At 71.0% G+C, this 13,241-nt stretch carries 13 protein-coding genes; 10 read left to right on the plus strand and 3 right to left on the minus strand.

From position 1 onward, the window contains the following. Positions 1-107 precede the first annotated feature (107 nt). The 8 genes from VF647_20680 (at position 108) to VF647_20715 (ending at position 7,218) form a co-directional block, all read left to right on the plus strand. Positions 108-383, plus strand: coding sequence for a hypothetical protein (locus VF647_20680; GenBank protein HEX8454509.1), 276 nt, complete (start codon positions 108-110; stop codon positions 381-383). A gap of 186 nt (positions 384-569) precedes the next feature. Continuing rightward, positions 570-1,928 carry an outer membrane protein transport protein gene (locus tag VF647_20685; protein HEX8454510.1) on the plus strand — a complete coding sequence of 453 codons (1,359 nt, stop codon included), beginning with the start codon at positions 570-572 and terminating at the stop codon, positions 1,926-1,928. Between the two features lie 67 nt (positions 1,929-1,995). Further along, complete coding sequence (locus tag VF647_20690; protein ID HEX8454511.1) at positions 1,996-3,315, plus strand: SGNH/GDSL hydrolase family protein; 1,320 nt, start codon at positions 1,996-1,998, stop codon at positions 3,313-3,315. 298 nt (positions 3,316-3,613) lie between these two features. Further along, the gene (locus VF647_20695; GenBank protein HEX8454512.1) at positions 3,614-4,069 is read left to right on the plus strand and encodes a SufE family protein; all 456 of its coding nucleotides are present in this window, start codon (positions 3,614-3,616) and stop codon (positions 4,067-4,069) included. Positions 4,070-4,161: 92 nt separating this feature from the next. Next, positions 4,162-4,695, plus strand: a complete 534-nt coding sequence (locus VF647_20700; GenBank protein HEX8454513.1) for a cytochrome c — start codon at positions 4,162-4,164, stop codon at positions 4,693-4,695. Continuing rightward, on the plus strand, positions 4,692-5,060 hold the full coding sequence (locus VF647_20705) for a hypothetical protein (GenBank protein HEX8454514.1): 369 nt from the start codon (positions 4,692-4,694) through the stop codon (positions 5,058-5,060). Before VF647_20700 ends, VF647_20705 begins: the two co-directional genes overlap by 4 nt. Positions 5,061-5,270: 210 nt before the next feature. After that, entirely contained in the window at positions 5,271-5,525 is a 255-nt protein-coding gene (locus VF647_20710) for a hypothetical protein (protein HEX8454515.1), read from the plus strand. Positions 5,526-5,622: 97 nt separating this feature from the next. After that, complete coding sequence (locus VF647_20715) at positions 5,623-7,218, plus strand: HD domain-containing phosphohydrolase (GenBank protein HEX8454516.1); 1,596 nt, start codon at positions 5,623-5,625, stop codon at positions 7,216-7,218. A gap of 38 nt (positions 7,219-7,256) precedes the next feature. Here the strand turns inward: VF647_20715 and VF647_20720 are convergent, their stop codons facing one another. After that, on the minus strand, positions 7,257-8,510 hold the full coding sequence (locus VF647_20720; protein ID HEX8454517.1) for a 4-hydroxy-3-methylbut-2-enyl diphosphate reductase: 1,254 nt from the start codon (positions 8,508-8,510) through the stop codon (positions 7,257-7,259). Positions 8,511-9,020: 510 nt separating this feature from the next. On the opposite strand from VF647_20720, the gene VF647_20725 reads away from it, so the two are divergent. Further along, positions 9,021-9,902 (plus strand): transglycosylase domain-containing protein, encoded by an 882-nt coding sequence (locus tag VF647_20725; GenBank protein ID HEX8454518.1) that lies wholly within the window; start codon positions 9,021-9,023, stop codon positions 9,900-9,902. Here the strand turns inward: VF647_20725 and VF647_20730 are convergent. Then, the gene (locus VF647_20730; protein HEX8454519.1) at positions 9,832-10,401 is read right to left on the minus strand and encodes a nuclear transport factor 2 family protein; all 570 of its coding nucleotides are present in this window, start codon (positions 10,399-10,401) and stop codon (positions 9,832-9,834) included. The two genes, VF647_20725 and VF647_20730, sit on opposite strands and share 71 nt — an antisense overlap. Before the next feature lie 183 nt (positions 10,402-10,584). Here VF647_20730 and VF647_20735 point away from each other — a divergent pair, with 183 nt between their 5' ends. After that, positions 10,585-11,292, plus strand: coding sequence for a hypothetical protein (locus VF647_20735; protein ID HEX8454520.1), 708 nt, complete (start codon positions 10,585-10,587; stop codon positions 11,290-11,292). Between the two features lie 309 nt (positions 11,293-11,601). On the opposite strand, the gene VF647_20740 is transcribed toward VF647_20735, so the two are convergent. Next, positions 11,602-13,047, minus strand: a complete 1,446-nt coding sequence (locus VF647_20740) for a pyridoxal-dependent decarboxylase (GenBank protein ID HEX8454521.1) — start codon at positions 13,045-13,047, stop codon at positions 11,602-11,604. Positions 13,048-13,241 lie beyond the last annotated feature (194 nt).

The raw sequence follows: 13,241 nt of genomic DNA on the forward strand, positions 1-13,241 counted from the left end.
GGCGGCAACCGGGGGGCAATCGCAAAACGACTGCCTGCGCACGGCGCGGCCCGAGCCGTGCATTACCGGATCGGCCCGAGAGACAAGTGAACAGAGGGAGCAAGCGGATGGCACCGAAGCGGCGCGCGGCGGACAAGCGATGGGTACAGGTGATGGGGTGGATCGGGTGCCTGACACTGGCGGGCTCGCTCACCTACACCTTCATCAAGGCTCTCAACGAGGGCGCGAGCGAGGTGGACCCCCTCTTCTTCGGGCTCCAGACGGTGGCGAGCTTCTTCTTCCTGCTCTACTCGCTGCGCCTCAAGAACAGGATCTTCGTGGCCGCCAACTGCGTCGCCCTCCTCAACGCGGTGGGGACGATGGTCGTGGCATTGCGCGAATGAGCGCGGCTCAGTGGCCGCCACCGTTAAATCCAAGGATGCGCGCGCGGAATCGCCTTGACCGGGGCGGTGGCGGGGTGTATCGTGAGGCCACCTAGCCCGGGCACACCCATCCCGTCCAGCACCCCCGCCGCGCCTCGACGCGCGCGCACGGGGACCATCCAAGAGCGACACCCACAGGAGACCCGTATGAAACGAAGTCTGGCCATGGCCAGTGCCGCGGCCGTCGCGTGCATCGCGGCCGGCACTCCCGCCCTGCATGCCCAGGGCTCCGGCGTAGACCAGCAGAGCGCATGCATGACCGGTCGCGTGGGCGCCGGCGTGGCCATGCCGTGCGAAGACGGGTCCGCGGTGTACTTCAGCCCCGCCGGGCTGGCGATGCAGGGGAGCGCGGTGAGCCTGGGCGTGACGCTGGTCAGCTCCAGCAACACCTTCCGCTACGACCCCGGATACAACCTGGCCGACCCCACCATCCGCCGCGCCACGGAGACGGTTCCCGTGCCGCAGGCGTTCGTCAACTACCGCGCGGGCGAGCGGCTGGCGGTGGGCGTGGGCGTCTTCGCGCCGTACGGGCTGGGGCTGAAGTGGGACGTGTGCAGCATCGCGGACGCCAACACCTCCGCCTGCACCCCCGAGAACAACTTCGAGGGGCGCTACACCGGCTACGACAACGCCTTCCGCGGCATCTACGTCCAGCCGACCGTGGCCTTCCAGCTCGTCCCCAACCGCATCTCGCTGGGGGCCGGGGTGGACTACGTGCTCGGCAACATCGAGGTGCACCAGCGCGCAGACGTGGGCACCTCCGGGCTGCGCGGGATCGACGTGGCGGACGCCACCCTCAAGGGCGAGGGCACCGGCGTCACCTTCCACGTGGGCGGCATCGCGCGGCTGAGCCAGCGCGCCTCGCTGGGCGTGCGCTACCTGCACTCGGTGGAAGTGGAGATGGACGGCGACGCCGACTTCACGCAGGTGCCCACCGGCAACCCGGGGATCGACGCGCTGATCGCGGCGCAGATCGCCAGCGGCGCGCTGGGCGACCAGGGGATCGGCACCACCATGGAGTTCCCGTCGCAGCTCGTTGTGGGCGTCAACTTCGCCGCCACGCCGCGGCTGAACGTGATGGCGGACTACCAGCGGACCGGGTGGGAGAGCTTCGACCGCCTGGACATCGACTTCGAGAACGCGACGGCGACCGACCGGGTGCTGAACCTGGGGTACCAGAACACCAACACCTTCCGCTTCGCCGCGGACTTCGCGGCGACGGACGCGCTGGCGCTGCGCGCCGGCTTCCGGTACAACACCGAGGCCTCGCCGCGCGCCACGCCGCTCCTTCCGGAGTCGGAGCGCAACTACTTCACGGCGGGGCTGGGCTACCGCTTCACGCGCAGCCTGGGGCTGGACCTGGCGTACCAGCTCGTTCGCCAGCCGGACCGCCGCGGCTCGGTGCGCCCGGGCGAGCCGGCCGTGGGCGTGTACACGGCGGACGCGAACATCTTCGGCGTGACGCTGTCGTACCTGTTCGGCCGGCACCACGGCGCCGCGCAGTGACCGGCGCGCACCCGCGCTCGTCTCTATGCGCCGGAACCTGCAAACGATCCCCTTCGGAGAACTTCGGATGAAATCTGGAACGAGCCGGCTCCGGCTCCTCGCCATGGCCGCCGCGGCGCTGTCGCTGGGCGCCTGTGTGGACGACGACCAGGGGCTGATCAACACCCCCTTCCCGGCCAACGGCGCCATCTTCGCGCGCTACGTGGCGATGGGCAACTCGATCACCGCCGGCTACCAGTCCGGCGGCATCGTGGACACGCTGCAGCAGCGCTCGTACGCGGTGCTGCTGGCGGAGCGGGCGGGGGTCACCAACTTCGGCATCCCGCTCATCGCCCAGCCCGGCTGCGCCTCGCTGGTGCCGTTCACCGCGCCGCTGACCCCGTCGGCGCCGGCGGCCACCTGCGCCCGCTCGGCCGCGGGCGCGGCGGTCAACCGGGTGCAGAACGTGGCGGTGCCCGGCGCCCGCCTGCTGGACCTCCTGCGCTTTCCCAGCGGCCAGCTGGGGCAGGTGAACACCGTGCTGGTGGGTCCGCGCACGCAGGTGCGGGCGATGAAGGAAGCCCAGCCGACCTTCGTGTCGGTTTGGGTGGGGAACAACGACGCGCTGGAGGCGACGGTGGGCGGGCTCCTGGGGCCGACGCCCACGCGGGCCGACTCGTCGCTCACCCCGCTCGCCACCTTCCAGAACCAGCTCACCCAGCTGGTGGACTCCATCAAGGCGGCGGCGCCGCAGGGCGTGATGCTGGTGGGCGTGGTCAACGCCATGAGCGGCGCGCCCATCATCCAGCCGGGCGCCTACTTCTTCCTGTCGCGCGACGCGACGGGGAAGTTCCAGGGCAAGACGGTGAACAACAACTGCTCGCCGGTCACCGCGCTGGGGCAGCCGAACCCGCTCGCGCAGAACTTCGTGTCGTTCCAGATCGTCTCCTCCGCGGTTCCGGAGATCGACTGCAGCGGCACGCTGGCGGGCGGCGCGTTCGTGCTGGACGCGGCGGAGCAGGCGATCGTGGCGGCGCGGGTGACGGCCTTCAACAACGCGATCCAGGCCGCGGCCACCGCCAACAACTGGGTGTACGTCAACCCGAACACGATCCTGGAGTCGTTCCTGACGGTGCGTGACACGCAGGGCCGGGCGCAGCGGCTGCGCAAGTGCCAGGCGCTGGCCTCCGCCACCACGCCGGCCCAGTTCCAGACGGCGCTGGTCACCACCTGCCCCGTGCCGCCGACGGGCTCGACGGCTGCCTTTGCGGCGCCCAACTTCTTCGGGTCGCTGATGTCGTTCGACGGGGTGCACCCGTCCACGGAGGCGCACCGGATCCTGGCGGGCCGTTTCGCCGCCGCGATCAACGCGAAGTACGGCACCACGCTGCCCACCATCGAGACCTGATCTCGGCGGGTGCTGGCGAAGCGGGGCGGTCCGGAGCGATCCGGGCCGCCCCGCGGTCGTTGTAACCGCAACCGCGCGCTCACGCGGAGACGCGGAGACGCTGAGAGAACAGCGACCGCAGGCTTGCACAGAGACACAGAGACACAGAGAGAGAGCCGCGAAAAGAAGTTCTCTGTGGCTCGTTCCTCCGCGTCTCCGCGCCTCCGCGTGAGGATGGGGTTGTCACGGGGGGGATGATGCGGGGAGGTGGGGCGGGAGTTACGTTCGGGAGCATGTTTCCTGCAACCCGCGCAACGCCATGAGCGACGCAACCCAGTCCGCCGGGATTCCCCCGGGCATCGAAAAGATCCTCCGCCGCTTCGCCACGCTCACGCCCGACCTCACGCGGCAGGCGCTGGTGCAGTACGCCAACAAGCTGCCGCCCCTGCCCGAGCGCTTCCGCGGGCTGGACGCGGAGCAGTACCGCGTCACCGAATGCCAGACGCCCGTGGCCATCTTCCCCGAGGTGGTGGACGGGAAGATGCACTTCCACGCGGACGTGCCGCAGGGCGCGCCCACCATCCGCGCGCTGCTGGCGCTGCTCTTCGACGCGCTCAACGGGCAGCCCCCGGAGACCACGCTGGCCATCCCCCAGGACTTCGTGCCGCGGGTGATGGGGAAGATCGGGCTGGCCACGCGCGAGGTGGGGCTGACCGCGATGGTGGAGCGGCTGAAGCGGGCCGCGCGCCAGGCGCGGGCGGAGGCGGGGGAGTGAGCGCGGAGCCTTGCGCGCGCCGCCCCCGTTCGTTCTTTTGTCCATCCCCGCGGGGCCTCTGTGCGCCCCCGGGCGAACCCGGAAACGAGACCATGCGCGAGACCACTGCGAGCCGGAAGATCCCGGCCCGTGCCCTGTGGCTGGCCCTGCCCCTTGCGGCGGCGCTGGCCGGCGCCTGCAAGCCGGACCAGCCGCCCGGCGGGTACCCCCCCGTGTCGCACCGCTCCGCCCCCGTGATGCCGGGGTGGAGCCACCCCGATCCGCCCCCGGTCACGCCGGGCTCGGCGGTCGGCGGCGGCGGCGCCAAGATCGTGGCCAAGAACCTCCCCGCCGGCGTCACGCAGGCGATGGTGGACCAAGGGCAGGAGCTCTTTGGGCAGACGTGCACCGCCTGCCACGCCGCCGGCGGCACCGGCAGCACGGCCGCGCCGCCGCTCAACGACAAGGAGTGGCTGAACATCACGGGCGCGTACCCGGAGATCGTGAGCCTCATCAACTCCGGCGTGCCCAACCCCAAGAAGTTCCCCGGCGCCATGCCGCCGCGGGGCGGGGGTAACTTCACGCCCGAGCAGGTGGGGCAGATCGCCGCCTACGTCTACGCACTCAGCCACCAGGGGGAGTCATGAGCCGCCGCCACGGGCCGGACGGGGAGAGCACCTACGGCACGGTGAAGAACCGCTTCGACAACTGGAGCGCCGACAACCCGCGCCCCAGGTCGCGCAGCGCGCTCGGCATTCCGGACATCGACATCCCGGAGGGCGTGGTGCGCACCCTGGCGCTCGCCGTGGGCGTGGGCACGGGCGCCCTGCTGCTGGCGCTGGCGGCGGTGGCCTACTTCGCCTCCGGCACCTGGCGTGACATCGACCGGAGCGGGGCGGCGCTGGCGTACCTGCTGGTGGGGATCTTTCTGACCATCGCGGGGCTCGGCGCGTCTCTGGGGACGCTGAACCACGTCTTCCGGGTCGCGCGCTCGCCCGGCGGGCACCACTGAACGGCCCGAGCAGCCCGTCAGCGCGAGGAAACACCGGCGATTCGCGCAACCGCGCGCGTCGCTGGTGCCCCGCGATGGCCTATCTTACGCGATGGCTCAAAAACCGCTGACAAAAATATTGACACTCCGCACATCCAGCAGTACCTTCGAAGCGTTCCCCCACCCAAAACGTGTCTCATTCTAAACACCCCTAGCCCGGGATTCCCACCCATGCGCGTACGTACCATTAGCCTCTCCGCTCTTGCCCTCGGCATCCTGATCGGCGCGGGCGGCTGCTCGTCGGAGTCGCCCACCTCGCCGCTCGCACCCGGCACCATCTCCGCCGCCAAGGGCGGGTACATGGGCGGGGTCCAGCGCGACACCACCCGCAGCTCCGTCAGCGGCGGCTACATGGGCGGCGTGATGGGCCGCGGCGCCGACGGCGAAGCGACCATCAGCGGCGGCTACATGGGCGGCGTCCAGTAACCGGGCCGCCACGCTTGATGCATACCGGCGCGCCTGGAAAGCTCCGCGACGAGCTTTCCAGGCGCGTTTGCTCCACCTCTCTTGACGGTCCGGCCGGGTGAACGACGACCAGCAGCAGCGTCTCGACGCCGCTTCCGCCCTGGAACGCGTCGGCTTGTGGGAAGAAGCCTCCCGCAGCTTGGACGCGGTATACCGCTCCGCCCTCGAACAGCAAGATTTTCCTACTTCGATGGAGGCGCTGGCGCGGCTGGCGTACTGCCACTCCCGCGCGGGCGAGTTCGCCACCGCGCAGCACGAGTTCGCGCGCGTGCTGGAGCTGGCGGAGGCGCAGAACGTTCCCTCCATGCGAGGCCGCGCGCTGAACGGGATGGGGGACCTGGCCCGGCTCAGCGGCAACATGGGCGAGGCTGAGCGCCTCTTTCACAGGGCGTACCGGTGCGGCGAGGAGTCCGGCGACCCGGTGCTGCTGGGGAACGCGGCACAGAACCTGGGGATCCTCGCCAACATCCGCGGCGACCTGCAGGGAGCGCGGGACTACTACCTCAAGGGGCTGGAGCACATCCGCCGGGGCGGAACCGAGAGCGGGCGCGTCACGGTGCTCAACAACCTGGGGATGCTGCACGTGGACCTGGGCGAGCTGGACCAGGCGGCGCGCCTCTTCGACGAAGCGCTGGAGATCTGCCAGCGCTTGGGCGACGTGGTGCGTGCCGGGATCATCCACGTCAACCGCGCCGAGCTCTACGTGGCCGCGGGCGACCTGCTGCGTGCACGGGAGAGCTGCGACGAGGGGTTCGAGATCTTCAGCCAGACTGGTGACAACCTCAACCAGGCGGAGGCGCTGCGCTTCTACGGCGTGATCTACCGGAAGAGTGGAAAGCCGCACCTGGCCGCCATCCACCTGCAGCGCGCGGCCGACATCGCCGCCCAGCGCGACCCGCTGCTGGAGGCGGAGGCGCAGCGTGAGCTGGCGCTGGTGCTGCGCGAGCTGGGGAGGAACCGCGACGCGCTCGCCGCGCTGAACCGCTCCCACACCCTCTTCACCGGGCTCCAGGCGCAGACGGACACCGCCGACATCCAGGGGCGGATCGACCAGCTGGAGACGGACTTCCTGGTGCTGGTGCAGCAGTGGGGCGAGTCTATCGAAGCCAAGGACCGCTACACGGTGGGGCACTGCCTGCGCGTGGCCGACTACGCGTGCCGGCTGGCGGAAAAGGTGGGGATCGCCCCGCACGAGATGGTGTGGTTCCGCATGGGGGCCTTTCTGCACGACCTGGGGAAGATCGAGGTGCCGGAGGAGGTGCTGAACAAGCCCGGCCGGCTGACCGACGAGGAGCGCGCCCTGATGGAGCGCCACCCGGTGACCGGCGAGGCGATGCTGGGAAGCGTGGACTTTCCGTGGGACATCCGCCCCATGGTGCGCTCGCACCACGAGCGGTGGGACGGCGGCGGCTACCCGGACCGGCTGGTGGGGGAGGCGATCCCCTTTTCCGCGCGCATCCTGCGCGTGGCCGACGTCTTCGACGCGCTGACCACCGCGCGCAGCTACCGCCGCCCCCTCACCCCCGCCGAGGCGATGGCGATCATGGTGGAGGACCAGGGCTCCTTCGACGCGCAGATCTTCGCCGCATTCCAGGAGCTCTTCCCGGAGCTGAGCGTCACCGCGGAACAGGCCTCCTCAATTTACCCCGACTAGCGATCATTCCGCGCCACCACTCATACAAGCCGTCCATTTTAGACGATGGCGGGCTCGCCGAGCTCCAGCTCCACGCCGCGGGTGCGGAGGAGCCGCTCGAGCGCCTCACCGATCTTGTTGTTGGGAGTGGAGGCCCCGGCGGTGATCCCCACCACCAGCGGCCCGGATGGGATCCAGTCCTCCGCCTCCGCCTCGGGCGCGTCGAGCGGGGTGCCGGCGGGCTTGAAGCGGATCGTCCCCCGCTCCGGATCGATGCAATCCGCGTCGGCGATGTGGTAGGTGACGGTGTGGCGGGCGCAGAGGATCGCCAGGTGGTTGGTGTTGGACGAGTTGTATCCCCCCACCACCAGCATCACGTCGGGCGGCCCCTGCGGCCCTTCCACCAGCTTCACCACCGCGTCCTGCCGCTCCTGCGTGGCTGAGCAGATGGTGTCGAAGGAGCGGAAGTGCGCCGCCAGGTCGTCCGCCCCGAAGCGCCGCGCCATCGACTTCCCCACCTCCGCCGCAATCGCCAGCGAGTCGCCGGAGAGCATCGTCGTCTGGTTGGCCACCCCGATGCGGTCCAGGTGGAGGTCGGGGTCAAAGCCGGCCGACGTCTTCCGCGCGAAGTGCTCCATGAACGCGTCGCGGGTGAGGGCCCCGGGGACGCGCTCCACGTAGTCCATCACCAGCCGCGCCTCGTCCATGTCGAAGACGATGACGTAGTGCCCGCCTGCGTGCTTGAGCGCCTGGCTGGCGGTGGCGCGCGTCTCCTCGTGGCGGTACTTGCCGTGGATGAGCGAGGTGTACCCGTCGCGCGCGTACTGCTCCACGCGCTTCCACACGTTCAGCACGCTGCCGCAGGTGGTGTCCACCAGCACGCAGCCGACCGTTTGGAGCCGCCGGAAGTCCTCGGTGGTGGCGCCGAAGGCGGGAAGGATCACCACGTCGTCCGGCGTCAGCCCGCCGAAGTCGAACTCGCCGTCCGCGCCGGGGCGCAGGAAGACGATCCCCATGCCGGTGAGGCGCTGGTTGATGTGCGGGTTGTGGATGATCTCGCCGAGGAGGAAGACGCGGCGGTCGGGGAAGTGGAGGCGCGTCTCGTACGCGTAGTCCACGGCCCGGTCGACGCCGTAGCAGAAGCCGAACTCCTCCGCGAGCCGTACCGTCACCTGGAGGTCGCCCTCGCCGAAGCGGTCCTCGTAGCCGCGCGCGCGGATCCGCTCCACCAGCGCGCTGTGGTACTCGGACCGGATGAGCGGCTCGATCTCCTTCTTCCGGCCGAAGCCGCGGCGAAAGTACGTCTGTTCCATCGGTGGGACGGGTACGGTGTGGGGGATAGGACGGCTCTGCGCTCAGTACCCGCGGGCGGTGCCGGAGTGCCGAGGGGTGCGTTAGTGCGTTAGTGCGGTCCGAGGGCCCGTCCCCCGCGGTTGTCATCCTGAGAGAGCCGCCTGCGCCGTACTCCGCGGCGCACGCCGGACTTTCTGCGGCGAAGGAAGGATCTAGCCGGCGAGGCAAGAGGCCCGGTGTGAACGACCAAGCCCGCGCAGTAGATCCTTCGCTCCGCGCCAGAGGGTGGAGCACCGGCGAGACAGGTGCGGCGCGTCACTCAGGATGACAGGAGAGGAGCGACCCGCACTCACGCACTCACGCACTCACGCACTCACGCACTCACGCACTCACGCACTCACGCACTCACGCACTCACGCACTCACGCAACTTCCTTCCCACCCGCCGCCTGTCGCAACGGCGGTGGGGGGAATACTTTTTGCCCCCCGCACGCGCAATCTGCACGGGCGACACAGACTCCGGGGGACGGGATGGCAGGGAGGCAGTCGAAGGGGAAGATGCTGGAGGGGGCGCCGCCCAAGCCGCGAGCCACGCGCCGCGCCGCCGACACCGGCAAGGGGAGCGGCACGCGCAACGCCGCCCTCGTCCTGCTGGCCGTCATCACCGTGGGCACGGTGGGGGCGATCGGCGGCTTCGCGTGGGCGATGTGGGGGCGGCTGGACCACGGCCTCCTGGCCCAGCGCGAGGCCGCCCGCCACCGCCCGGATTGGGTGCGGCTGGACGAGCTGCCGCGCCACGTTCCCGATGCCTTCACCGCCGTGGTGGACACCGCGTCGTTCCGGCGCGTGCCGCCCGAAGAGCGCGGCCGCAATCCCATGCTCTCGCGCGACCTGGTGCGCCAGGTGCATCGCCTGGCCAACGGCGGCGTGGGCGGCGACGCGCGCGAGCTGGTGATGTCGCCGCTTCTGGAGAACGCCCTCTCCAAGCGTGGGCTCTTCGAGCTGTACCTCAACCGCATCTCGATGGGGCGCACCGGCGACTGGCCGGTGTACGGCGTCTTCCACGCGTCGCGCGAGTACTTCGGCAAGGACCCGCGCAAGCTCTCGCTGGCAGAGGCGGCCACGCTGGCGGGGATCCTCCTTCCCCCCGCCCTTCCCTCGCCCGAGCAGAGCCCGGGGCCCGTGGGCGCGCGCCGCAATGAGGTGCTGCGGCGCATGCTGGAGGCGGGGCGCATCACCCCCGCCGCGTACCGCCAGGCCGCCCGCGAGCCGCTCGCCTTCCAGCCCGGCGCGGACTACGCCCCCATGGCGCGCCCCGTGGACTGGAAGCGCGAGCCGGAGGTCATCCGCCTGCCGCCGGAGCTGCGGCCGAGTCTGCAGCCGGACTCGGCCCAGGGGCCGGCTCCGGAGTAGCGCTCTCGGGGCGGGAGAGGTGCGCCTCCATCAGGCGCCACTCCCCGCGTTCGCGCACGAAGACGCCGCTCATCCGCAGCAGCACCGGGTCGGTGGCCGCCGAGGTGGAGAGGAGCTGCAGGTGGGTGGAGAACCACCCCATCCCCTGCGACGCGCTCACCCGCAGGTCCGGCGTGCGCACCACGGTGGGCGCCGCGATCGCCAGCTCCGCCACCGCCGCGCGCACCCCCGCCGCGCCGAAGCGCACCATCCCGTCGTTCCCCTCCACCCCCACCACCGCGGCCATGGAGTCCGGCGCCAGCGCCTGCACGGCGTCGCCGGTGTCCATCCGCCCCAGCGCCTCGGCGAAGACGCGCACTCGCGAGCGGATCTCGTTGGCGGCTTCCTGGCGGTCGACGACGGCCGGGTCAGGGTGGTTGTAGAACTCGGGCGGGGTGCGCTTCACGTCGCACCCGGCGAGGGCGGCGAGCGCGGCGGCGGCGGCTAGGGACCGGTACACGGTTCTCCGGGTGCACGTTACGAAAGGGCGCGGGGCTGTCCACAAGATGCGGTCACCCCTTTCCCTGTCAAGCCGCGCGCCACCGTGGCTGAAGTGTACCAGCCCCGCAAGTCCTTGACGCCCGGGCGGGGTGACGCCATCGTCCATCCGTTCCCGCTTGAGACCACGCATGTTTTTCGGCAGATGATCTGGTTCGGCAAGCTTTCCAAGATCTTCGAGGCTCCGGCCGGCTTCACGCTCGCGCCCGGCGGCGACGATGCCACGCGGATGGAGCAGGCGCTCCGCTGGGTGGCCGCGCGCGCGCCGCAGCTGGAGGGCGCCGCGCTGCTGGACGCCCTGGCCGGCACCGGCTGGGTGGACCGGGCGACCGCCGCGCGCCTCCTCCCCGCCTTTCGCGGCTTCGACGCGGACCGGGTGTTCGCCGAGTCGCTCCGCTCCCTCTCGCTCCGCGGCGACACGGCGGCCGACGAGTTCCGCGCCCGCGTGGGCCGCGTGGTGGAGGACCTGACGGGCGACGCGCGGCTGGACGCGCTCGGCCCCGAGCAGGCGATCCGCTTCAGCCACGGCGAGCGCCAGGGTGTGGTGCTCGCCTATCCGCAGGTGTCGTTTACGCTTGGCGGCTCCGCTATGAAGGCCGTCACCGCCGCCATCGAGGAGCTCCCCGACACGCTGGTGATCGTCGCGCGGAACTTCGCCGAGGGTGCGGAGGCGCAGCTGCGCTCGGTGCTCGACCGCAGCGAGCTTCCCGGCACGCTGGTGACGGTGAACCTGCTGCTGGGCATGCGCGCGATCGCCTTGAAGTACCAGCCCTCGCCGGACCGCGTGATCGATCTGCTCGGGGCGGGCGGGGCGCTACGGTCGCGGGACATCGCGGCGCTGGGGGACCGGTAGGAGGGGAATGGGGAATGGGGAATGGGGGGGTACGGCCCGCCGCGAGAGTTCGTGGCGGGCCGGATGCGTTGGTGCGCTGCGGGGTCCCCCTCTCCCCGGCCCTCTCCCCCGCAAGCGGGGGAAAGGGTGCACTCCGCCTGTAACCCGGCATCTGTGGCAGGGGCGGGGTTTATCGCGCCCTCGCCTTCGCTTCCGCGACCCCTGCCACCCGCACCCCAATCCTCGTAGGGGCAGCCCCACGTGGCTGCCCGTGCTTTCCGCCACTCCGTGGCTTGATGTTGGGTACGGATCACCACGCGGCGCTGTGCTTCACGCGATCCCCCGCCCCACCTCGCGGAGGCCGTCCAGGAGGCGGTCCAGGTGCTCGTCGGCGGTGTGGGGGTTGATCAGGGTCACGCGGAGGACGCGGCGGCCGTTGAGGACGGTGGTGGTGATCCAGCCGGCGCCGCTCTCGTTGTAGCGGCGGCGGAGCTCGGACTGGAAGTCATCGCCGCGCTCGGGGAGGTGGCGGAAGCAGAGGATGTTGGACTCCGGCGCGTGCTCCGGCTCGAAGTCCGGGGCGGCGGCCAGTTTGGCGTGCAGCGAGTGCGTGGCGCGCACCGTCGTCTCCAGCAGGGCCGCGAAGTGGTCCGCGCCGTGGTGCTGGAGCGCGATCCACAGCTTCAGCGCGTCGAAGCGGCGCGAGCATTGGAGCGTCATCCGCCCCGCGTCCCAGGAGCGGTCGTCGCCAGGGCGTGTGTGGAAGAGGTACGGCGCCTTCTGCCGGAACGCGGCGTCGAGGTGGCGGCGATCGCGCACCAGCACGGCGCCGGTGGACATCGGCATCCACATCATCTTGTGCGGGTCCCAGGCGATGGAGTCCGCGCGCTCGATGCCGCGCACCAGGTGCCGCAGCCCGTCCGAGAGCAGGAACGACGCGCCGTGGGCGCCATCCACGTGCATCCACACGCCCTCGCGCGCGCACACGTCCGCGATCTCGTCCAGCGGGTCGAAGAGGCCCGTGGCGGTGCTGCCGGCCGTCGCGCTCACGGCGAAGGGGATGCGCCCCTCGCGCTTCAGCGTGCGGAGCGCGTCGTGGAGCGCCGCGGGATCCATCTTCCCGCCGCGGTCCGCGACGGAGACGACGGCCTCGCTCCCCAGCCCCATTAACCCCGCGGTGCGCTCCACCGAGTAGTGCGAGTGGCCGGATACGAGGAGGACCGCGCGCTCCGCATCTGCGGTGCGCGCGATTCCGTCCGTCCAGCTTCCGGGAAAGCGTGCCTCGCGGGCGGCGAGAAGGCCCGTAAGGTTCGCCACGCTCCCGCCCGAGACGAGCGTCCCCTCCGCCGTGGCGGGGAAGCCGGCGGCGGACACCAGCCAGCGCATCACCTGCGCCTCTACCAGCGTGCCCGTCGGGGACATCTCCCACACGGCGAGCGACTGGTTGAGGAGCGACGCGAGCGCATCCGCCAGCACCGCGTGCGGGAGCGGCGGCGCCACCTGGTGGCCCATGTACATCGGGTTGGCGAAGTGGATCGCGTCGCCCACGACGTTCTCCCAGACATCGTCCCACACCTCGCCGGCGGGGCGGCCGTCGCGGGGGAGAGGCTCGGCGAAGCGGCGCGCCAGGTCGCCCGGGGCGTGCGGGGTGGAGACGGGGCGCTCGTCCACCGTGGCCAGGTAGTCGGCCATCTGGTCGATCAGGCGGTGGCCGTGCTCGCGAAGTGTCTCGGCGGCGGTGAGGGCGCCGGTGTTGGTTTCTGTGTGGGTCGACATCGTTTGTTCGTCGGGTGGGTCGGATGCGCAAATCTAATGTTGGTTGCGCATCCCGGCACCGGCGCGGCGGCGGGCACGGGCGGCCACATGGGGCCGCCCCTACAAGGCATCGGTGCCGGAAGGCAGGGGTCGGATGGTGGCGGAGGAGGGCAGACACGCAGGTCTGCCCCTACAGGTGTTGGTCGCGTGGGGCG

Source organism: Longimicrobium sp., assembly GCA_036387335.1.
In the GTDB taxonomy this organism is placed as follows: Bacteria; Gemmatimonadota; Gemmatimonadetes; order Longimicrobiales; family Longimicrobiaceae; genus Longimicrobium.

Coding starts and splice junctions, on each gene's coding strand:
- VF647_20695 (HEX8454512.1), top strand. CDS start 3,614: ATGAGCGACGCAACCCAGTCCGCCGGGATTCCCCCGGGCATCGAAAAG.
- VF647_20685 (HEX8454510.1), top strand. CDS start 570: ATGAAACGAAGTCTGGCCATGGCCAGTGCCGCGGCCGTCGCGTGCATC.
- VF647_20710 (HEX8454515.1), top strand. CDS start 5,271: ATGCGCGTACGTACCATTAGCCTCTCCGCTCTTGCCCTCGGCATCCTG.
- VF647_20740 (HEX8454521.1), bottom strand. CDS start 13,047: ATGTCGACCCACACAGAAACCAACACCGGCGCCCTCACCGCCGCCGAG.
- VF647_20700 (HEX8454513.1), top strand. CDS start 4,162: ATGCGCGAGACCACTGCGAGCCGGAAGATCCCGGCCCGTGCCCTGTGG.
- VF647_20725 (HEX8454518.1), top strand. CDS start 9,021: ATGGCAGGGAGGCAGTCGAAGGGGAAGATGCTGGAGGGGGCGCCGCCC.
- VF647_20735 (HEX8454520.1), top strand. CDS start 10,585: ATGATCTGGTTCGGCAAGCTTTCCAAGATCTTCGAGGCTCCGGCCGGC.
- VF647_20680 (HEX8454509.1), top strand. CDS start 108: ATGGCACCGAAGCGGCGCGCGGCGGACAAGCGATGGGTACAGGTGATG.
- VF647_20720 (HEX8454517.1), bottom strand. CDS start 8,510: ATGGAACAGACGTACTTTCGCCGCGGCTTCGGCCGGAAGAAGGAGATC.
- VF647_20705 (HEX8454514.1), top strand. CDS start 4,692: ATGAGCCGCCGCCACGGGCCGGACGGGGAGAGCACCTACGGCACGGTG.
- VF647_20690 (HEX8454511.1), top strand. CDS start 1,996: ATGAAATCTGGAACGAGCCGGCTCCGGCTCCTCGCCATGGCCGCCGCG.